We start from the raw sequence: 20,392 nt of genomic DNA on the forward strand, positions 1-20,392 counted from the left end.
CGGCACTGCGCCTGATGATTCGCTCGCTACGCTCGCTCATGCGTCCCCCTCAGGCGCCCGGCACGAACATGTCGTTGGTCGCCACATCGGTGCCGGTGTACGCGTCGGCCGTGTCGCTCATCCCCTCGGCGATGTCGGCCATCGTCTCCGCGCCCTCCTCCAACCCCTGCAGGCACGCCTCGAACTGCTCGGCGTACGCGGCCGCGAGGCTGAAGGACGCCGGCATGATCCCGAAGGCGTGCCGGGGCACGTGCCCGTCGCGGAAGACCCGGGCCAACTCGTTGAACCGGGTCGCCCGGCCCCGGCTGGCTGCGGCGAAGGCCTTCAGCGCCTCCGGTTGGACGTCCAGGTTCTTGCTCGGACTCGTCACGGATTCTCCCCAGTGTCCAGTCGGCACGCGTCCGTCGTCGCCGTGGCGCGAAGCGGCCGACGGGTTTACCACAGTAGGCGATGGGCCGGATCCGTCGTCGCCCCGTCCCACGGCGGCGGGGACTGGCGCCGGCACGCTACACATGGGGCGGCACAACTGTCGCCCGCACCCCGAGGAGTTCTCGATGATCCTGGCCCGCGCCGACCAGGTCAGCCGCCGATACGGCGAGGTGCTGGCCCTGGACCGGGTCGACCTGACCGTCCACGCCGGTGAGCTGGTCGGCCTGCTCGGCCCGAACGGCGCCGGCAAGAGCACCCTGATCAACCTGCTGGTGGGGCTGCGCCGGCCCACGTCCGGCCGGGTGGAGCTGTTCGGCGGCGACCCGCGCGACCCGGCGAGCCGGCGGCAGCTCGGGGTGACCCCGCAGGAGACCGGCCTGCCCGGCACGTTGCGGGTCGGCGAGGTGGTCGACTTCGTCTCCGCGCACTTCCCCGACCCGATCCCCCGGGGCGAACTGCTCGACCGGTTCGGCCTCGCCGACCAGGTGAAACGGCAGACCGGCGGACTCTCCGGCGGGCAGCGCCGCCGGCTCGCCGTGGCCCTCGCGTTCGTCGGCCGCCCCCGGCTGGTCGTCCTCGACGAGCCGACCACCGGGCTGGACGTCGAGGCGCGGCACACGCTCTGGGAGGCGATCCGCGGCTTCCACGCCGACGGCGGCACCGTGCTGCTCAGCAGCCACTACCTGGAGGAGGTGGAGGCCCTCGCCCAGCGGGTGGTGGTGATCGGCCAGGGCCGGGTGCTCGCGGACGACACGGTCGAGGCGATCCGGGGCATCGTCGGCGTACGCCGGGTCAGCCTGGTCGCCGACGAGCTGCCGCCGCTGCCCGGGGTGGTCGCCACCGAGCACACCGACGGGCGTACCCACCTGCTCACCACGGACGCCGACCAGCTCGTCCGCGACCTGGTCGCCGCCGGGGTGGCGTTCCGCGACCTGGAGGTGCGGCCCACCTCCTTGGAGGAGGCGTTCCTCGCCATCACCACCGGCGACCGGCCCGCGCCCGCGCCCGTCTGAGGAGAAGATCTCGTGCCGCTAGCCCTGGTCCACGCCCGTTACCAGCTTCTCGAGACCGTCCGGATCCCGGTCGCCATCTTCGGCAGCGCGTTCTTCCCGGCTGCCGCGATGCTCTTCTTCGTGGTGCCGTTCGCCGGTGACGACCCGACCGGGGCCACCTACGCCACCTGTGCCATGGTCACCTTCGCGGTGATGAGCGCCAACATCTTCCAGTACGGGATCGGCGTCGCCGAGGACCGCGACCAGCCGTGGAACCCGTACACCCGGACGCTGCCGGCCGGTCCGGGGCCACGCCTCGCCGGCCGGATCCTGGCCGGCCTGGCGCTCACCTTCCTGTCCATGCTCCCGGTGGTGGTGATCGCGGCGGCGGCCACCGCGGCCCGGGTCACCCCGGCGCAGTTCCTGCTCGGTGCCGCCGGGGTCGCGGTGATCTCGGTGCCGTTCACCCTGCTCGGACTGGCCATCGGCTACTCGCTGCCGAGCAAGGCGGCGATCGTGGTCGCCCAGCTCATCTTCTTCCCCCTCGCCTTCGGCGGCGGCCTGCTCTCCGGCCCGGACGACGCACCCAGCTTCATCAAGGCGATCGCCCCCTACCTGCCCACCCGGGGCGCGGTGGAGCTGATGTGGGCGGCGGTCACCGACTGGCGGCCGAACCTGGTCTCCCTGGCCATGCTCGGCGTCTGGATCGTGCTGCTGGCCGGGGTCGCCGGATGGGCGTACCGGCGGGACGAGGGACGGCGCTTCACCTGACCTCTTGTCCGATTCCGGCCCGGCGGGCGACGGGACGGTGCCACGATGCCGGCAGGGCGTGCCAGCGGGGCCGCCCCCGGCGAGAGGGGTCAGCGTGAGCGGCGTCGAGCCCGGCACGCCCTGCTGGACCGACCTGGCCACGCCTGGGCTGGAGGACGCGAAGCGGTTCTACCCGGAGCTGTTCGGCTGGACCGGCCGCGTCTCCCCGGAGCCGGCGGCCGGCGGCTACACGGTCTTCCTCAAGGATGGGCGGGCGGTCGCCGCGGCGGGCCCGCCGGCCGCCCCGGACCAGGTGCCGATCTGGTCGACGTACGTGGCGACCGACGACGCCGATCTCGTGGCCACCAGGGTGGAGGCGGCCGGCGGCCAGGTGGTGGTCGCCCCGTTCGACGTCTTCGACCAGGGCCGGATGGCGGTCCTCTCCGACCCGGCGGGTGCGGTGTTCAGCGTCTGGCAGCCGATGGCGATGCGCGGCGCGGAGCTGTTCAACGCCCCTGGGGCGATGTGCTGGAACGAGCTGGTCACCCCCGACCCGGAGGGTGCGCGGGACTTCTACGCGCTGGTCTTCGGCTGGCACGCGGAGGAGCAGCCGACGCAGCCCGCCCCCTACACGGGCTGGCGGTGTGGTGCCCGGATCGTCGCGGGCATGACGCCACCGCTGGAGGAGCTGCCGGCCGACCTGCCCGCGTACTGGTCGGTGTGGTTCGCGGTGGCGGACGCCGAGGCCACCGCCGCCCGTGCCGCCGAGCTGGGCGGCACGGTCCTGGTCCCGCCCCGGGACACCCCGCGGGGCCGCCTCGCCGCCCTCCGCGACCCCGAGGGCGCCCTCTTCTCCGTCCTCACCCTGCGTCCGGGCCGCACTGGTTGATCATGTCGTGCGCGACCCCGGCGGGCTGCGGCAACAACTTCTGATCAACCTGGCAGGGGGCGGGGACGGACCGGGACGACGAGCGGGCCGTGGTCGCCCTGGATGACGCGGACGTGGGCGCGGTAGTGGGTGGCGAGCAGGTCCTCGGTGAGCACCTCCCGAGGTGGGCCGGCCGCGGCCACCCGGCCGTCGGCGAGCAGGACCAGCCGGTCGGCGTACTCGCCGGCCACGGAGAGGTCGTGCATGGTGGCGAGCACGGTCAGGCCGTGCTCGCGGCGGAGCTGGTCGACCAGCTCGAGCACCTCCTGCTGGTGGCCGATGTCCAGCGCGCTGGTCGGCTCGTCCAGCAGCAGCAGGGTGGCGCCCTGCGCCAGGGCGCGGGCCAGGAAGACCCGCTGCCGCTCGCCGCCGGAGAGGGTGGCCAGCTCCCGGTGCCCGAACGCGCCGAGGTCGAGCCCGTCCAGCACCTCGTGCACGGCGGCCAGGTCGGCGGTCGACTCCCGGCCCAGCGGCGGGATGTACGGGGTTCGCCCGAGCAGCACGTAGTCGAACACCGACATGCCGGCCGGCACCACCGGGGACTGCGCCACCGTGGCGACGACCCGGGCCCGGTCCCGGCGGCGGAGGGACTGGATCGGCGTACCGAACAGGGAGACCGTGCCCGGCGCGGGCAGCAGGCCGCCGACGGCGCGCAGCAGGGTCGACTTGCCGGCGCCGTTCGGGCCGATGACGGTGACCCACTCGCCCGCCGCGACGGTCAGGTCCACGCCCGTCAGAATCGACGTCCCGCCCAGGTCGACGTGCAGGTCGCGCACCTCGACGGCGCTGGTCGTCGTGGCGCTCCGCGCGCTCATGTGAACACCCGGCGGGAGGTGCGCAGGACCAGGACGAAGAACGGGCCGCCGAGCAGCGCGGTGACCACGCCGATCGGCAGCTCGGCGGGGGCGGCGACGGTCCGGGCGGCCACGTCGGTCAGCGCCAGGAAGGCCCCGCCGAAGAGCATCGACAGCGGCAGGATCACCCGGTAGCTGGACCCGGCCAGCAGACGTACGGTGTGCGGCACGATGATGCCGACGAAGCCGATCAGCCCGGAGGCGGAGACCGCGGCGGCGGTGCCCAGCGACGCGGCGGCGATCAGCAGGTAGCGCGAGCGCTGCGGGTGCAGCCCCAGGCTGGTGGCCTCGTCGTCGCCGACGGAGAGCACGTCCAGCTCCCGCCGGTGCAGCAGCACCACCACCGCGGTGAGCACGAAGTACGGCAGCACCAGTCGGACGTCCTGCCAGCCGGCGGTGGCCAGCCGTCCGAGCAGCCACGAGTAGACCTGCTGGATGCTCTCGGCGTGGCGTTGCAGCAGGTAGGTCTGCCCGGCGGCGAGGAACGCGGACACCGCCACCCCGGCCAGGATCAGCGTGGCGGGCGACCGGTCGCGCCCGCCGGCCGCGCCGAGCAGGTACGTCATGGCCACCGCGCCGAGCGAGCCGACGAACGCGGCGAGCGGGATGGTCAGCGGCATGCCGCTCAGCGCCCCGCCCGCCCCGACGCCGAGCGCGATCACCGTGGTCACCGCGAGCCCGGCGCCGGCCGCGACGCCCAGCAGGTACGGGTCGGCCAGCGGGTTGCGGAAGACGCCCTGGTAGCAGCCGCCGGCCAGGGCCAGCAGCGCGCCGACCAGCAGGCCGAGCACGGCCCGCGGCAGCCGCAGCTCGGTGACGATGGCGATCTCCCGCTCGGTGAGCCCGCTGTCCAGGTGCACCCCGGGCAGCAGGTTGAGCAGTTCGGCGGCGACGCTGCCGGGCGGCAGGCTGACCGGGCCCAGCGACACCCCGGCCACCAGCGCGACCAGCACCGCCCCGAGGCCAGCGAACAGCCAGCGTTTCCGCAGCCCGGCCGGCCGGACCGGGGCACCCGGCCCGGCTGCGGCGCGCCGACGACCGGGCAGCGCCCCGCCGGCCCGCCCGGGGCCAGTGCGGGTGGCCGGCGCGGTCGCTGAGTCGGTCGGGGGCCCGCCGGACGGCCGGGACGCGTCGGGCGTCCCGGCCGTCGGGCCGGCGGAATCCGCTGGTCGCACGGTCACCGGTGGGTCACGCCGGAACCTTGGCGGTGGCGTCGACGATCGCCCGGACCAGGTCGACCACGCGCGGGCCCCAGCGCGAGGCGATGTCGTCGTCAAGGGCGACGATCTGGTTGTTCTTCACCGCGGTCACCCCGGCCCAGCCGCTGCGGGCCTTGACGGTCTCCGGGGACTGCTGGCAGCACTTGGTGTCGGACAGGAAGACGAAGTCGGGGTTCGCCTTGACGATGACCTCCTGGGACAGCTGCGGGTAGCCGCCCTTGGCGCCGTCGGCGTCCGACGGGTCGGCGATGTTCTCCAGGCCGGCGAGGGCGTAGATCGAGCCGATGAAGGTCTTGCTGGTCGCGGTGTACAGCTCCGGGCCCAGTTCGTGGTAGTAGGTGAGCTTCTCTGCCCGCTGCGGCAGGTCCTTGGTGAGCGCGGCGATGTCGTCCTTCATCTTCTTGGTGACGTCCGCCGCCTCGGAGGCGTGGCCGGTCAGCGTACCCAGGTCGGTGATCTGCTGGTACGTGTCGTCGAGCGTGGCGGCGGCCGGGGTGAGCAGCACCGGGACCTTCAGCGTGGTGAGCTGGTCGACGATCTTGTTGATGTCGTTGGAGAGCACCACCAGGTCGGGGTTCTTGCCGGCGATCGCCTCGGCGTTCGGCTGGAAGCCGGACAGGTCGCTCTTCGGCGCCTCCGGCGGGTAGTTCGACTGGTCGTCGACGGCGACGACCTGCTTGCCGGCCCCGATGGCGAAGAGCATCTCGGTCGCGCTCGGCGAGAGCGAGACGATCTTCTCCGGGCGCTTCTCCAGAGTCAGCTTGCCGACGGTGGCCGGGAACGCGGCAGCCGCGGAGCTGCCGCCGGCGGCCGGGGTGTCGGTCGAGGTCTTCTCGGCGCAGCCGCCGAGGAGGAGCGCGCCGACCGCGAGGGCGGTGGCGAAGAGCCGGGGGGTACGTCTGGACATCGGTCCTCCTGTCGGTCGAGGAGCTGGTGCTTCGCCGACAGGACCGCCTGGGCTCGCCCGTCCGCGAGGCGCCCTTCCTCGAGAGCGCGTGTCGCGACCGTGCCGCAGGCGACCTGGCTCGTCCCCGCAGTCGTCAGCGCCGGCCGGTGGCCGACGCCGCGTGCGGGGCATCACAGTTGCGGGACAGCGCCGGTTTCGCACCGGCTTCGCTGCGGGTTGGTCGGTGCCACGGTAGCGCATGACCAGCGGAGATCGTCCGGACGGGAGGGGTGGGTGGGGGCTCCGCCGGGGGTGCCTCGGAGCCCCCACCCGCGAGTCACGTCAGCAGTACTGGGTCTGCTTGCCGATCGCCCGGTACGGGCAGTCGGCGTACTCGGAGAGCAGCAGCACGGCCTCCCGGTTACGGGAGGTCTGCGCGGGGATCACCTCGTCCGGCGGGTAGAAGCCGCCGCCGGAGGCCGATCCCGGATACATCTCGAAGGTGTACGCCCAGATTCGGTGCGCACCCCACATCCAGTCGATGCTGGTGCCGTCGGCGATGTACAGATCGCTGGACTGCTCCGGCGTGTAGCCGTTGCTGGAGGCCAGCTGCCGGCCGATGGTGGCGAAGGTGTTGTACTGGTCGGCGGTCATCCCGCTGGGGGTGTTCGCGGTGGTGTAGCCGAAGGGCCAGAGCACCAACTGCGAGTAGGTGTGGAAGTCGATGTTGGCTTTGAGCTGCTGCACCCCGCCGACCACCCGGCTGTTGACGAAGTTGCGCAGCGCCTGCGTCTCCGGTGCGGAGAAGGCGGACGGGCCGCGGTAGGTCTCCGACGAGGTGGAGCCGGAGGAGCCGCCGCAGCATCCCCACTGGTACGACCAGTTCCGGTTCAGGTCGGTGCCAACGTACGACGAGCCGCTGTTGGGCTGCCGGTTCTTCCGCCAGGACCGGTACGAGCCGGTGGCGATGTCGTACTCACTGCCATCGGGGTTCAGCGTCGGGACGATCCAGATCTCCCGGGAGTTGACGATGTTGGTGATCCGGGAATCGGTGCCGTAGTTGTCGGTGAAGAGGTCGAGCAGGTAGATCGCCATCTCGACGGTCAGGTGCTCGCGGGCGTGCTGCTGGGCGTTGAAGAGGATCTCCGGCTCGTTCTCGTCCGTGCCGACGTTGTCGGAGATCTTCACCGCCATCAGGTCCCGGCCCTGATACGAGGTGCCGATGCTGAGCTTGCGGGCGATGGCCGGATGGTCGGCGACCACCTTGTTCACCACAGCGGTCAACTCGGCGTAGTCGTGGTAGTTGGAATCGGCGGACGGGAAGCCGTAGATGCCGATGTCGCCCGCCGGGGCCGGGACGACGTCCTTGTCGAGCCGGAAGCCGAGCCGGGTGATCGCGGCGGCTTCCGCGCTGGTCGCGGTGACGTGCAGGACGCCGTGTTCGGAGTAGTCGATCGCCGCGCCGGTGCGCGCGACGGCGTTCCGGTCGGCGAGCGTACGCGGACCGAGCACGCGGTAGCCGACGGCAGCCGGCTCGCTGGACCGGTCCGGGGTGGGCCGGGCGGCGGCCGGACCGGTGGTGACGGTGACGGTGACGAGGGCCAGGCCGACGGCGGCGGCGAGAGCCAGCCGGCGGCGGAACAGGGGCGTGCGGAACGCCATGGACAACCTCCTCGGGGTACGGAGATCCCGCGTCCGCACACTGCAGCAGGAGTTACATGGTCATATCAATATTCGTCGTTGCATCAGCCCCATCCCGACCGGATCCTCACTCCGGCAATGATTTTCCATCCTTTGACCTCTGGCGAAAGTTCCCTCCAGGCGCGACAGTGAACGGCAACGATGCCCTTTCCCTGTGGAGCTGCCATGGCCATGAGACCGCTGCGCGCGGCCGCCGTCGCCGGTGTCACCGCGCTCGCCATCCTCGGCACCACCAGCCCCGCCGGGGCCGCGAAGCCGGCCACCGGGACCACCACGTCCGCCCACGACGAACAGATCACCTGGCAGGGCTGGTCGGGCGCGGCCTGGTCGGCCGGCGCCGCCGCCGGCACCGCGGTCACCGCCGCCGGCCTCACCCTGGGCACCCCGATCGGCACCGTCCAGTACAAGGACCCGCACCGCAGCGTCCGGCGCAGCTGGGCGTACGGGACCTGGACGTCGCCGCTGACCGAGGTCGGCTTCGGGGCCACCGAGCTGGTCGCCTCCTGGAACGCGGACACCCCCGCCGGCACCTGGCTCCAGGTCGAACTCCAGGGCACCTACACCACCGGCGTCCGCACCCCCTGGTACGTCATGAGTCGCTGGGCCTCGGGCGACGCCGACATGACGCGGACCAGCGTCGACCGGCAGGGCGATCGGACCTCCAGCATCTGGACGGACACCTTCGCCATCAACAACCCCGGCGCCGGGGTGCTGCTGCGGGCTTACCAGCTCCGGCTGACGCTCTACCGGGACCCGGCCGGGACCGCCTCACCCGTGGTCCGGTCGGTGGGCGCGATGAGCTCGACCGTGCCGGACCGGTTCACGGTCGCCCCGAGCCCCGGCCACATCGCGTGGGGCACCGAACTGGCCGTGCCGCGCTACTCGCAGAACATCCACGCCGGCCAGTACCCGCAGTACGGCGGCGGCGGTGAAGCCTGGTGCTCGCCCACCTCCATGGAGATGGTGGTCGAGTACTGGGGACGCCGGCCGTCCCCGGCCGACACGTCCTGGGTGGACCCGAGCTACGCCGACCCCACCGTCGACCACGCCGCCCGGATGACCTACGACGCCCAGTACGGCGGCACCGGCAACTGGCCGTTCAACACCGCGTACGCGGCCACCTTCCCCGGGCTGGAGGCGAAGGTGACCCGGCTGCACTCGCTCGACGAGATCGAGCACTTCATCGCCGCCGGCATCCCCGTGGTGACCAGCCAGTCCTTCCTCGCCGGCGAGCTGGACGGGGCGGGCTACGGCACCGCCGGGCACCTCATGGTGGTGATCGGCTTCACCGCCACCGGCGACGTCATCGCCAACGACCCGGCCTCGCCCAGCGACGACGCCGTCCGCCACATCTACCGGCGGGACCAGTTCGAGCAGATCTGGCTCCGGACCAAGCGGACCACCGCCAACGGCGGCACCGGCACCGGCTCGGGCGGCATCGTCTACCTGATCAAGCCGACCACCGTGGCCTGGCCCTCGGTGGCCGGTTCCACCAACTGGTGATTTCCCCTACCCACCCATGGAGATGACATGATCAGACCCGCCCTACGCGCGGCGGTCGCCCTCGCCGGCGTCGCCGCGCTCGGCCTCCTCGGCACCGCCGTGCCCGCCCACGCGGACAACAACCTTCCCGTGGTCGCCCACGACGAGCAGATCACCTTCCAGGACTGGTCGAAGTACCCGGACTGGCGCACCGGCACCCACGAGGGCACGTACGCCATCCCCGGCCACCGGACCGGGATCACCATGGGCGAGCCGGTCGGCACCCGCCCGTACACCGACAAGCACACCGGTGCCACCAGCACCTGGGAGTACGCCACCTGGACCTCACCGGAGCGGCAGATCGGCTTCGACGCCACCGAGCTGGTCGCATCGTGGAACGCGGAGACCCCGGCCGGCACCTGGATCCAGGTCGAGCTGCACGGCACGTACAACACCGGCCAGCAGACCCCCTGGTACGTGATGGGCCGCTGGGCCTCCGGGGACCAGGACATCAAGCGGACCACGCTGGACGGCCAGGGCGACCCCTGGTCGACCATCTGGACCGACACCTTCTCCATCGACGACGCCAAGAAGGGGGTGCTGCTCCGGTCGTACCAGCTCCGGCTGACCCTCCACCGGGCGCCGGGGCAGGCCGCCTCGCCGCGGGTCTGGATGCTGGGCGCGATGAGCTCCAACGTGCCGGACCGGTTCACCGTCACGCCGAGCAAGGGCGGGATCGCCTGGGGCACCGAGCTGCCGGTGCCCGCCCGTTCCCAGATGATCCACCGGGGCAACTACCCGGAGTGGGGCGGCGGAGGCCAGGTCTGGTGCAGCCCGACGTCGACCACGATGGTGCTGGAGTACTACGGCAAGCGGCCCTCGGCTGCGGACATGTCCTGGATCACCCCCGGCTACACCGACCCGCAGGTCGCCTACGCCGCCCGCATGACCTGGGACTTCGAGTACGAGGGCGCGGGCAACTGGCCGTTCAACACCGCGTACGCAGCCAGCTTCCCGGGCATCGACGCCAAGGTCACCCGGCTGCACTCGCTGGACGAGGTGGAGCGCTTCATCAAGGCCGGCATCCCGGTCATCACCTCGCAGTCCTTCCTCGGCGACGAGCTGGACGGATCGAACTACGGCACCTCCGGGCACCTGTTCGTGATCGTCGGCTTCACCGCCGACGGTGACGTGATCGTCAACGACCCCGCGTCGTCCTCGAACGACGCGGTGCGCAACGTCTACAAGCGGACGCAGTTCGAGCAGATCTGGCTGCGCACCAAGCGGTACCGGGCGAACGGCACGGTGGCCGGCGGCTCGGGCGGCATCGCCTACCTGATCAAGCCGACGGACCGGGCCTGGCCGGTCGTGCCGGGCTCGACCAACTGGTGACGGGACGGGCCCGGCATCGTCCCGCTCGGGACGGTGCCGGGCCCGTCGGTACGGTCCTGGGGGCGCCCGGCGCTACGCGGACGGCGCGAACGAGGCGGGCGGGGCCGACGGCCGGGCCGCCTCGCGGCGGCGACGGATCGCCCGCACGATGATCACCACCCACACCACCAGGGCGATCACGCCGCCCAGGGTGAGCCCGGTGACCAGCAGGTAGGTCGACCCGCCGGTGGTGGAGAAGACGCCCGCGCGGGCGCCCGTGTCGCGGGCCGGGGCGGTGGCGCCGGCGGTCAGCCCGTCCGGCGCGTCGTAGAGGATCACGTCGCTGCGCCGGGCGCCGCCCTCCGTGGCGACGAAGTCTCCGCGCCACTCGCAGTTGCGCCGGCCGCACTCCTCGTTCACCGCGGTGAACGTGCCCGGCGTTCCGCCACCGTTCTTCGCCTGCCAGGTCGGGGCGAGGTCGGTGGCGCCCATCATCAGTCCGATGGCGGCGATGACCGGCAGACCGATCCAGACGAAGGCCTTGGTCCGCCACCCATTGATCGTGTTCAGCAAACTCACAGCGGCCGACCTTAGCGGCGCCGCCGCCATCCTGCTGCCCCGTTTCCCGCGCCGCACGGCCCGGCCGGTGACCGGGGCGGCGGTCGCGACCCGGCCGCCGACGCGGCGGGCGGACGACCGCCGGCCTACTCCTCGCGGCGCGGCTCGGCCGGCGCGGGCTGGTCCTCGCCGGCGAGCGCCGAGCGCAGCCGCTCCTTCTCGGCCCGGCGCCGGTCCGACGCCTCGGCCATCTCCCCGGCCATCTCGTCCCGCCAGCCACGGAGCAGGAAGAACGACAGCGCGGCCGAGAAGACCAGCGCCAGCATCAGCCGCAGGAACGGGTTCATGTCGACGAACCAGAGGGCCGCCAGCACGCCGACGAACAGCCCGATCCGGCCCAGCGTGTACTTGACCGCCGCGCTCACGTTCGCACTCCGTTCTCCATCACCGGTGGGGCGGCCTCAACCCGTTCGCCGGGCCAACCAGTGCACGCCCTGAAACCAGATCACCGCGTAGACCACGGTGAACACCGCCGCGGCCAGCGCGCCGGAGAGCAGTGGCGGCAGCCCGGTGGCCAGGCCGGCCGCGAGCAGCCCGGCGACCACCCCGACGGCGAGGCCGCCCAGCGCCGCCATCACCCGGGCCGCGCCGAACTCCCAGGCCCGGAAGTCGTCCCAGAAGAGCCAGACCGGCAGGATCACCGCCAGCCAGCCGTTGGTCCGGCCGAACCCGCCCGCGCCCATCGTGGCGAACGCCCATTCGAAGAGCACCAGCGCCAGCACCCCGATCACCAGACCGGCCAGGCTCACCCCGAGCAGGTCGCCCAGGGTGAGAATGCGCCCCTCCGCGTCCCGCCGGGGGAAACCGCTCCGCTGCTCGCTCATGACCCTACGAGGGTACGCGAACCCGCTGAGCGGCCACGACTGGCCGGCCGGGAGGGGTCAGCCGCCCGTCCGGCTCAACCAGGCCTCGGCGGTGGCCCGCCGCCGGGCCGACCAGCGCAACGCCACACCGCCGGCGACCAGCGCACCGCCGACGAGGAGCAGCCCGCCCAGCGCCACGCCGGTACGCGGCAGGGACCCGCCGCCCGCCGGCGGGCTGGCCGGCGTGGTCGTCGTCACCCCGGACGGGGACGGCTCGGTGGTGGGCGACGGCTGGCCGGTCGGGGACGGGCTGCCGGTCGGGGACGGGCTGCCGCCGGGCTTCGGGCCGATCGACACGCCCACCCGGATCGACACCTGACCACCAGGCGTCGGCTCGGCGACCGGGACCGCCCCGGCCGGGCGCCCCGGCCAGAGTGCCACCGCGAACGCCACGGCGAGCAGGGCGGTCACCACCACGCCGGCCGGCCGCACGCCGACCGGGCCGCCGCGGGCCACGTTCCGGGGCCCGCTCACCGCGCGGCCCGCTCGGGTTCCCGGGCCGGTGCGACCGGGTCCACCGGCGCCGCCAGGAGCCGACGGGCCCGGCGCAGCCAGAGCCGGTACGCGACCACGGCCAGGATCAGCACCAGCAGGCCGAGCAGCGCCCACGGCACCGCGAGGACAGAGCTGGAGCCCTCCTGCGAGGGCAGCGACTCCTTGTTCGTGTCGGCGTTCAGCACCACCGTGGCGGTGAGCGGGCCGGCCGGTACGACGTGCGCGAACTCCTGGGTCAGCCGGATCTCCGAGTCGGGCAGCACCTCGGGCAGGTCGATCAGGTCGCCCGTCGCCAGCCGGACCCCGAGCGGGCCGCGGACCTGCACCCGGGCCTTGCCGGAGATCCGCACGTTGCCGGTGTTGGCGATCCGGTAGGTGACCTTCATCCGCCCACCGGGGATCGGCACCACCGGGTTGGCGTACTCGACCTGGACGGCCCGGACCGCGGCGGCAGGGGTGAGCGGGCCGGCGACTCGCAGGTAGACCCGGGCGCCGATACGGCGCTCGACGTACACCCGCTGGCCGTCCTTGCCGACCTGCTCCTCGGTCACCGCGGCGAGGATGCCGCCGACGTGGTCACCGGGGGCGGTGCCGGCCGGAACGGACAGCCGGAACGGCATGTCCGCCCGCTTGCCCGGGGGCAGCGTGACGGCCGCCCGGGGCAGCTTGATCCACGAGCCCGCGTCGCTGGCTGCCTGGCTGCGAGGCAGCAGGGCGAAACCGCCGTCCAGGGCGGTGAAGGCGTCGGTGGGATACAGGTCCACCTTGATCGGCTTGTCGCCCAGGTTGCTCACCGAGAACCAGTCGGTAATCTGCTCGGTCGGCGACAGCTCGTAGTCGAACTGCTTGCGGCCCTTGGGCCCGCTGGGGCTGGACGGCACCACCGTCCAGGTCGGCTCGTCCGACGCGGCGGCCCGTGCGGGCGACGGCGCGATCAGGCTGCCGAGCAGCGCGAGTGCGGTGACGAGTAGGGCCCCGACGCGTCGCGCGGGGGCCGGTGAGTGCGAGGGGTGCAGCGGAGCGGAGCCCCGCAGTCGCGAACGGAAGGTGGGGACGGTCCGGGGTGCGGGGAGGTCGGTCATGCGGGGCTCCGGGGTTCGGGGCTGGCACCGGACAGGGCGGAGACGTCACGGGCGGGTGCCCGCGACGCCTCCGCCGCTGCTCCACCCCGGGCGGGTGGGCCCGGGTGGGACCGGTCAGGCCAGGGTGAGGGTGAGGGTCGCTGAGTACTCGCCCGGCGGCACGTTGTCGGGGATGGTCAGGTTGAGGTCCGCGCCGCAGGTGAAGACGCCGGCGCTCGCGCCGGAGTTCGCCGAGCAGAGGGTGCGGGTGTCACCGAGGTCGGCGGCGGCACCGGCCGTCACCGCACCCGAGCCGCTGGTCTTGGCGGCACTCGGGGTCCAGGTGAGGTTGCTGTTGGCGATGGTGTTCGCGCCCAGCGTGAAGTCCTCCAGCTGGCCGGTGAGGTCCCAGCCGACGTTGGTGCCGCGCAGGTCGGTCACCGTCACGGCGGGCAGCTTGCCGGCGGCGGTGCCACCGACGGTGCCGCCGGTCAGCGACGCGGTCGGGTTCGCCACGACGAGGCTGAACGCGCCGGGGGCGACGTCGGCGATGATCTCCACCGGCGCGGTGATGGCACCCGCGGCGGCCGTCACCTGGAAGGAGGTGGCGCCCGAGGCGGACGGCTTGTAGGCGGTCGCGTCGGCCGGGGTGAAGGCCGCGGACAGCGAGAAGGTGCCGACCGGCAGGGCGGTGGTGGCCAGGACGGCCTTGCCGCCGCTGACCGTGGCGGTGCCGAGCGACGAGGCGCCGCGCCGGAACTCGACCGTGCCCGTGGCGGTGGCGGGGGAGACGGTCGCGGTCAGGGTGACCTCGGTGCCCTGGGAGACCGGGCTGGCCGGGCTGACGGCGAGTGAGGTGGTGGTGTCCTCGGCCACCGGCACCCGCCAGGTGTTGCCGGTCACCTGGATGGAGGTGCGGAACTCGTCGACGTGGCGGCCCTCGGTGAGGCTGTAGCACTCGACGACGATCCACCACTCACCCGCGGCCGGCGCGCCACCGATGGCGGTGGAGAACGACCGGTTCGGGTTGATGGTGATCGGGTTCTGGTCGTACCCGCCGCCACCCAGCGCCACGGCCAGGTTCGAGTACGGGCCACCCGGGCGGCCGATGCGCAGGTTGGCGTTCTCGCCGTACCCGGTGGGGCACTTGGCGGTGGTGGCGCTCGCGAAGATCGGGGTGTCGGTCACGGTGCCGCTGGTCTGCGACAGGGTGACGTCACCGAGCGAAGCCGCCTGCGCCGGAGCGCCGACCGCGACCACCAGGCCGGCGGAGAGCACCGCGGCGCCCAGGAGGGCGCCGGCGCGGGCGAGCAGACGCTTGTTCATGAATCACTTCCTCTCGTGAGGGTGAAACCGGTCGGTCCCCCTGGACCGGCCTCGATCAGGCTCCACAGGCGCTGTGTCCCGACATGCAGGCCAACCTCTCCGCCGAACGTGCGCAAAGCGAATTCTGGGTGCCCGAGCATCAGGAAAATGGGGCGATCAGCCGAATCGGCCGTTTACGTAGTCGTGCGTCCGCTCGTCCTGTGGATTGTCGAACATCGCTGCGGTCGGGCCGTATTCGACGATGGCGCCGGGGGCGCCGTGCGAGGCCAGAAAGAATGCGCACTGGTCGGAGACCCGGGCGGCCTGTTGCATGTTGTGCGTGACGATGACGATCGTCACCTCGGCGGCCAGTTCCGCGATGGTCTCCTCGATCCGGCGGGTCGAGGTCGGATCCAGCGCCGAGCACGGCTCGTCCATCAGCAGCACCCGCGGCCGCACCGCGAGCGACCGGGCGATGCAGAGCCGCTGCTGCTGGCCGCCGGAGAGGGCGCCGCCGGGCTGGCGCAGCCGGTCGCGCACCTCCTTCCACAGGCCCGCCTTGGTGAGGGTCTCCTCGACCAGCGCCTCCCTGGTGTCCCGGGAGGCCCGGGTGCCGGTCAGCTTCAGCCCGGCCAGCACGTTGTCGTAGATGGACATGGCCGGAAACGGGTTCGGCTTCTGGAACACCATGCCGACCTGGCGCCGGGCATCGGTGATCCGCCGGTCCGGCGCGTACAGGTCGCGACCGTCGAGCAGCACCTCACCGGCGAGCGACGCCGACGGGACCAGCTCGTGCATCCGGTTGAGGATGCGCAGGAAGGTGGACTTCCCGCAGCCGGACGGCCCGATCAGGGCGGTCACCTGGCCGGCCGGCATGGTCAGCGAGACCCGGTCGAGCACCTTGTGACTGCCGAACCAGGCCGAGATGGACCGCGCGTCCAGGGTGGCCAGGTGGTCGGCCGGCGCCCGGTGCGCCGGCATCGGTGGCAGGTCGACCCGGGTGGGGGCGGCGATCGCCGGGCCGGTCGCGCCGGCACGACCGGGGGCGTACGTCGCCGGGGCGGGGCTCTCGATGTGCTGCGTCACGGTCGGTCCTTCACTCGTCTCGGGGTGCACACTCGTCGGGTCCGGCGGTCACAGCAGGTTGGGCAGCAGGCGGATGGCCTGGTCGGCGGTGGCGACGCCGAGCGCGAGCAGCACCGGCATGCTGACGATCCAGCTCTGCCAGCGGCCCCAGCGGGCCCGTAGCCAGGTGGTGCCGAGCGCGGCCAGCAGCAGCGCCTGCCCCCACAGCAGCACCGGCGTCCAGGCGTCCGCGTCGCTGGCCATGGCCTGCTCGCTGGCTGGCAGGGCGGCGGCGCCGAACCGCCGGGCCGGGGCGGGCTGGGCCGGGCTGGCCAGGGCCGCGTCGACCCGCAGCACGTCGGTCGGCATGAACTCGGTGCCGAGCGCGGTGATCAGGGTGAGCCGTCCCTGCCCGGTGTCGGGCGGGGCGGGCGCCGGGTCACCGGGCCGGCGCAGCCCGGTGACCACGTAGGTGTGGCTGCCCTGCCCGGTGGTCGCGGTGATCGTGTCGCCGGGCACCAGCAGGTCTAGGTCCCGGAAGGGCCCGCCGTACGCGGCCCGCCGGCCCATGATCACGCTGTTGCCGGCCTGCCCGGGCAGCACGGTGTCCCGCCGGTGCCCCGGGCCGGAACGCAGCACCCCGCCGTCGGTGCCCTCCCGCACCACCGCGCTCAGGCCGACCCGGGGCACGCTCAGCACGGCCACCGGCGAGCCCGGCTCGACGAGCCGCTCCGGACCCGGAACGCCGTTGACGAACTCGGTCCGGAACTGGCCCACCGGTGCGGTGCCGAGTGCCAACTCCGCGCGGAAGTCGGCGAACGCGGTCTGCTGGTCCCGCTCGTACGCCAGCTGGGAGATCAGCACCAGGTGGCAGACCAGGCCCAGGGCGAGTGCGGCGAGGATGCTCAACGCGGTCCCCGGCACCTGGTAGGCCAGCGACGCCGCCCTGCGGGGCACCCCGGCCGGGGCGTCCGCGGACGGCCGCGGTCCCTGGGGGTCGATGGTGACCGTCGACATGCTCTCTCTCCTCGTCCTGGCACCCGGACCGGGCGGTCCGCCTGGTCGGCGTACCGCCCGGCGGGCGTGACGACCTTGCTCAGTCGGTGGGGTTCTCGTCGTCGGGCCAGACCACCGGCGCAGACTCAGGGCGCCGACGGCGGGTGGACAGCACGGCGCCGCTGCCGACCCCGACCAGCGCCATCCCGGTCAGCCCAATGCCGATCAGGGGCAGGCCGGTCCGGGGCAGCTGACCGCCGCCCGTCCCGCCGTCGCCACCGTCGCCGTTCCCGTCGCCATCCCCGTCGCCGTCGCCCTCGCCGTCCCCGTCGCCATCACCGTCGTCGTTGCCGACCACGGTGAAGTCGAAGACGACCCGGTGCGCGGCGCCGGCGAGGATGAGCCGGGCGGCACCGTCCGGCGCGTCGGCCGGGACGGTCAGCTCGTACCGGGCGGTCCCGTCGGCGGCGGTGACGCTCGTCGGCTCGCCGTCGTTCAGCGTGATGGCGACCGTCTCGTTGCCGGCGAATCCGCGGGCCACGACGGTGACCTTCTGCCCCGGGCTGAGCGTCGGGTTGACGCCCAGCTTGTTGCCGTCGGCGTCGGTCACCTCCAGGCCGTCCACCTGGCCGGGCGCGGTGACCTGGTAGGTCACCTCCTGAGACGTGGAACCCGAGTGGTTCACCTCGTTCTGCGGGGTGAAGACCGCTTTGAGCGGGTGGCTGCCCGCCGCCAGCTGGGTCGTCTTCAGGCTGGCCGCCCCGCCGGCGACCAGTTGGGCGCCGCCGAGCGCGGTGCCGCCGTCCATGAACTGCACGCTGCCCGTCGCGTCGGCCGGCGTGACCGTGGCGGTCAGGGTCAACTCGGTGCCCTGCGGCTTCGGGCCGGCCGGCGCGACCGCCAGGGTGGTGGTGGTCTCCTTCGGCGTACCGATCACGAAGCGGGTCCGGGCCGACTCCGCGGCCAGCCAGCCGCTGCCGGTCGCCGGAGTGAAGACGGCCTTGAGGTCGTAGGCCCCGCCCGGCAGGTCGGCGACAGTTAACGCGGCCGCACCCGCGGCCAGCTCGGCCGAGCCGATGGCCTGCTCGCCGCTGCTTCCACCCGCCGGCAACCGGACGAACGACACCGACCCGGTGGCCGCCTGCTCGCCCTCGACCCGCGGCTTGACCTCGGCGGTCAGCGCCAGCTCGGTGCCGGGCGGCTGCGGGCTGGTCTTGTCGGTTTTCAGCGTGACGGTGACCGACCCGGCTGGGACCACGGTGAGGTCGGCCGGTGCGGAGGTGGAGGTCAGGAAGGCGGCCGGGTCGGCCGGTTGGAAGGTGGCGGTCAGCTTGTGCGCCTTCTCCGCCTCGGCGCCGGCCGGGGCCGGCAGCTCGGACGTGGTCAGCACGGCCTGCCCGCCGGTGACCGGGGCGCTGCCGACATCGGCCGTCTCCGTCCCGGTGGTACGCCGGAACAGCACCGTGCCCGCCGCGGCCGGCGTCACGGTGGCGGTGAGGGTCACCGGCGCGCCCGCGTATGCGGTGCCCTCCGGCGTCACGGTCAGCGTGGTGGTGGTCGTCGCGGCGGCGGGACAGGTGGCCTCCGTCGTCCAGGTGCTGCCGCAGACCTGGACGGGGGCACGGAACTCATCGGCGTGGCGGCCCTCGGTGAGGCTGTAGCAGTCGACGATGACCCACCACTTGCTCTTGTCCTCGGGGACGCGGCCGGCGGCCGTTTCGAACGAACGGTTCGGATCGATCGTGAACGGTTCCAGATCCCACCCGCCACCACCCAGCGCGACGGCCAGATTCGTGTACGGCCCACCCGCCGGCCCGATGCGCAGGTTGGCGTTCTCGCCGTACCCCTTCGGGCAGGGGGCGGGGGTGGTGGCTCTGAGGAACATCGGTTTGTCGATGACGCTGCCGCTGGTCTGCGAAAGGGTGAGCGTGCCCAGCGTCGCGGCCCGCGCCGGTCCGTTGAACGTCAGCACCACCCCGGCGATGAACGTGCTCATCGAGAGCGCGAACACCGCAGCCGCCGCCATCGCGCGGGCCAAGCCGGGCCTGCTCATCTGCGTCGTCCTCTGCTGGTCGTCGGCGTCCGCGAACGCCGGTGGATGGGAACGTGCCCAGTGGCCCGGGCGGAGCCCGGGCCACCGGCACGCGGGGGTCAGCTGCCGAACCGCAGGTTGGTGTAGCCGCAGTTGGCGTCGAGCGGCGAGACCAGGCTGGTCCGGACGCCGAACCCGAACAGCTCGACGACCGACCGCTGGGTGCCACCGTCGTTGACGGTGGCGGTGCAGACGGCCGAGCCGGCGCCGACGAAGGTGGAGGCGATCGTCGGGTTGCTCAGCTTGGCGGTCGGCACCACGTTGTAGACGTCCCGGCGGAGCGGGAAGTTGATGTTCAGGATGCCGTTGACCACCGGCTGCTGGACCGTGCCGCCGGTCGGGCGGATGCCGGACAGCGCCGCCTCGCCGCGCCGGTCGGCCACCGTGACGCCGGTCAGGCTGGCGATCTTCGCGGCGTTGCTCTGGGCGATGAACTGTCCGGCCGAGAAGGGCGCCACCCGGGTCGGGAAGCCGGTGAGCACGGTGCCGTCGTGCTCCTGGGCCCGCTCGATCAGCGGCACCGCCGGGGTGGCCGGGTTGCTGTCGGTGTCCGCCGCCAGGCAGGGGTAGTCACCGAGGTTGATCTCGACCTCGGTGATGCCCACCTTCGAGGACCAGAAGTCCCAGGTGCCCGAGCCGGACTGGAGCATGACCGGGCTCACCGGGTTGCCGGCGATGGTCCGGTCGAAGCACCGGTACACCCGCTGCACCTGTGCGAACGAAACGTTGACCGGCAGGTCGCCGGTGGCGTTGCGGGCGAGGGTCACCGCGTCCACCCCGAACGGGATGTAGGTGTAGTTGCCGGTGCTCGACGGGGTGCTGCCGCCGCCGTAGCTCGACGAGCGGGCGAAGTCGACGCAGCCCACCACGTTGACGTTGGCCCAGAAGCCGGGACCGCCCTGGCCGATGTCCTCACCCTCGGACGCCCGAATTGCCCGGCGGCCGTTGCTGGAGCCGTTCGGCCGGGGGAAGTCGCAGTTGGCGGCCTTCGTCCGGACGTTGTTGGTGCCGCGGGCGTCCCAGGAGGCGATGACCTTGTTGCCACCGCTGGTGATGACATTGCCCAGGCCGTTCATCACGTCCTGGGTGGTGTCCGAGCCGACGCCGGCCAGCGTGCGGTACTCGGTCACCGGCGAAGGGTCGGCCGCGGCCGGCGCGGCCACCAGGCCAGCGGCGACCACGGCGGCGAAGCCGACCGCGGCCACCTTGCTGATGGATCTGACCTTCATGCTGCTCCCTTTCTGCGGGGCATGACAGTTCCGCCCACCCGATGGGCGGGTGAGC

General features: G+C 72.9%; 19 protein-coding genes, 1 pseudogene and 1 riboswitch. Of the genes and pseudogenes, 5 read left to right on the forward strand and 15 right to left on the reverse strand.

The genetic code is table 11. From position 1 onward, the window contains the following. Nucleotides 1-49: 49 nt before the first annotated feature. Nucleotides 50-370 carry a type VII secretion target gene (locus tag A6A27_RS09165; protein ID WP_073834123.1) on the reverse strand — a complete coding sequence of 107 codons (321 nt, stop codon included), beginning with the start codon at nt 368-370 and terminating at the stop codon, nt 50-52. 184 nt (nt 371-554) lie between these two features. Between A6A27_RS09165 and A6A27_RS09170 the strand changes: the two genes are divergently transcribed. The 3 genes from A6A27_RS09170 (at nt 555) to A6A27_RS09180 (ending at nt 3,060) form a co-directional block, all read left to right on the forward strand. After that, nucleotides 555-1,442: an ABC transporter ATP-binding protein gene (locus A6A27_RS09170; protein WP_073834124.1), complete on the forward strand. Its 888-nt coding sequence runs from the start codon at nt 555-557 to the stop codon at nt 1,440-1,442. Nucleotides 1,443-1,454: 12 nt separating this feature from the next. Further along, nucleotides 1,455-2,192: an ABC transporter permease gene (locus tag A6A27_RS09175; RefSeq protein WP_073834125.1), complete on the forward strand. Its 738-nt coding sequence runs from the start codon at nt 1,455-1,457 to the stop codon at nt 2,190-2,192. Nucleotides 2,193-2,286: 94 nt separating this feature from the next. Next, a complete protein-coding gene (locus A6A27_RS09180; RefSeq protein ID WP_073834126.1) occupies nt 2,287-3,060 on the forward strand; it encodes a VOC family protein in 774 nt (257 codons plus the stop codon). Nucleotides 3,061-3,104: 44 nt separating this feature from the next. Here A6A27_RS09180 and A6A27_RS09185 read toward each other — a convergent pair whose 3' ends face one another. The 4 genes and pseudogenes from A6A27_RS09185 to A6A27_RS09200 all read right to left on the reverse strand — a co-directional run. Further along, on the reverse strand, nt 3,105-3,914 hold the full coding sequence (locus tag A6A27_RS09185; RefSeq protein ID WP_073834127.1) for an ABC transporter ATP-binding protein: 810 nt from the start codon (nt 3,912-3,914) through the stop codon (nt 3,105-3,107). Continuing rightward, complete coding sequence (locus A6A27_RS09190) at nt 3,911-4,999, reverse strand: FecCD family ABC transporter permease (RefSeq protein ID WP_073834220.1); 1,089 nt, start codon at nt 4,997-4,999, stop codon at nt 3,911-3,913. The genes A6A27_RS09185 and A6A27_RS09190 overlap by 4 nt, the downstream gene beginning before the upstream one ends. 142 nt (nt 5,000-5,141) lie before the next feature. Beyond that, nucleotides 5,142-6,080 (reverse strand): ABC transporter substrate-binding protein, encoded by a 939-nt coding sequence (locus A6A27_RS09195; protein WP_073834128.1) that lies wholly within the window; start codon nt 6,078-6,080, stop codon nt 5,142-5,144. 112 nt (nt 6,081-6,192) lie between these two features. Beyond that, a riboswitch (cobalamin riboswitch) is annotated at nt 6,193-6,285 on the reverse strand. Between the two features lie 119 nt (nt 6,286-6,404). Further along, nucleotides 6,405-7,721: pseudogene (locus A6A27_RS09200) on the reverse strand (M14 family metallopeptidase); the annotation flags it as partial. A 204-nt stretch (nt 7,722-7,925) separates the two neighbouring features. On the opposite strand from A6A27_RS09200, the gene A6A27_RS09205 reads away from it, so the two are divergent. Together A6A27_RS09205 and A6A27_RS09210 are read left to right on the forward strand one after the other, a co-directional pair. Further along, nucleotides 7,926-9,263, forward strand: a complete 1,338-nt coding sequence (locus A6A27_RS09205; RefSeq protein ID WP_073834130.1) for a C39 family peptidase — start codon at nt 7,926-7,928, stop codon at nt 9,261-9,263. Between the two features lie 27 nt (nt 9,264-9,290). Then, nucleotides 9,291-10,634, forward strand: a complete 1,344-nt coding sequence (locus A6A27_RS09210) for a C39 family peptidase (protein ID WP_073834131.1) — start codon at nt 9,291-9,293, stop codon at nt 10,632-10,634. Nucleotides 10,635-10,706: 72 nt separating this feature from the next. Here A6A27_RS09210 and A6A27_RS09215 read toward each other — a convergent pair whose 3' ends face one another. The 10 genes from A6A27_RS09215 to A6A27_RS09260 form a co-directional block, all read right to left on the reverse strand. Beyond that, nucleotides 10,707-11,192 carry a hypothetical protein gene (locus tag A6A27_RS09215; protein ID WP_143193951.1) on the reverse strand — a complete coding sequence of 162 codons (486 nt, stop codon included), beginning with the start codon at nt 11,190-11,192 and terminating at the stop codon, nt 10,707-10,709. Nucleotides 11,193-11,317: 125 nt separating this feature from the next. Continuing rightward, nucleotides 11,318-11,596, reverse strand: a complete 279-nt coding sequence (locus tag A6A27_RS09220; RefSeq protein WP_073834133.1) for a DUF4229 domain-containing protein — start codon at nt 11,594-11,596, stop codon at nt 11,318-11,320. Nucleotides 11,597-11,632: 36 nt separating this feature from the next. Next, the gene (locus A6A27_RS09225; RefSeq protein ID WP_073834134.1) at nt 11,633-12,055 is read right to left on the reverse strand and encodes a hypothetical protein; all 423 of its coding nucleotides are present in this window, start codon (nt 12,053-12,055) and stop codon (nt 11,633-11,635) included. A 57-nt stretch (nt 12,056-12,112) separates the two neighbouring features. Further along, nucleotides 12,113-12,568 carry a hypothetical protein gene (locus A6A27_RS09230; RefSeq protein WP_073834135.1) on the reverse strand — a complete coding sequence of 152 codons (456 nt, stop codon included), beginning with the start codon at nt 12,566-12,568 and terminating at the stop codon, nt 12,113-12,115. Next, complete coding sequence (locus tag A6A27_RS09235) at nt 12,565-13,671, reverse strand: WxL protein peptidoglycan domain-containing protein (protein WP_083672513.1); 1,107 nt, start codon at nt 13,669-13,671, stop codon at nt 12,565-12,567. The genes A6A27_RS09230 and A6A27_RS09235 overlap by 4 nt, the downstream gene beginning before the upstream one ends. 114 nt (nt 13,672-13,785) lie before the next feature. Further along, nucleotides 13,786-14,976 carry an Ig-like domain repeat protein gene (locus A6A27_RS09240; protein WP_073834136.1) on the reverse strand — a complete coding sequence of 397 codons (1,191 nt, stop codon included), beginning with the start codon at nt 14,974-14,976 and terminating at the stop codon, nt 13,786-13,788. Between the two features lie 156 nt (nt 14,977-15,132). Then, a complete protein-coding gene (locus A6A27_RS09245; RefSeq protein WP_073834222.1) occupies nt 15,133-15,936 on the reverse strand; it encodes a phosphate ABC transporter ATP-binding protein in 804 nt (267 codons plus the stop codon). A gap of 153 nt (nt 15,937-16,089) precedes the next feature. After that, a complete protein-coding gene (locus A6A27_RS09250) occupies nt 16,090-17,037 on the reverse strand; it encodes a sortase (RefSeq protein WP_073834137.1) in 948 nt (315 codons plus the stop codon). Between the two features lie 79 nt (nt 17,038-17,116). Continuing rightward, nucleotides 17,117-19,069: an Ig-like domain-containing protein gene (locus tag A6A27_RS09255; RefSeq protein ID WP_143193952.1), complete on the reverse strand. Its 1,953-nt coding sequence runs from the start codon at nt 19,067-19,069 to the stop codon at nt 17,117-17,119. 98 nt (nt 19,070-19,167) lie between these two features. Next, complete coding sequence (locus A6A27_RS09260; protein WP_073834139.1) at nt 19,168-20,337, reverse strand: substrate-binding domain-containing protein; 1,170 nt, start codon at nt 20,335-20,337, stop codon at nt 19,168-19,170. Nucleotides 20,338-20,392: the final 55 nt, after the last annotated feature.

It is taken from the genome of Micromonospora sp. CB01531, from assembly GCF_001905095.1.
GTDB lineage: Bacteria > Actinomycetota > Actinomycetes > Mycobacteriales > Micromonosporaceae > Micromonospora.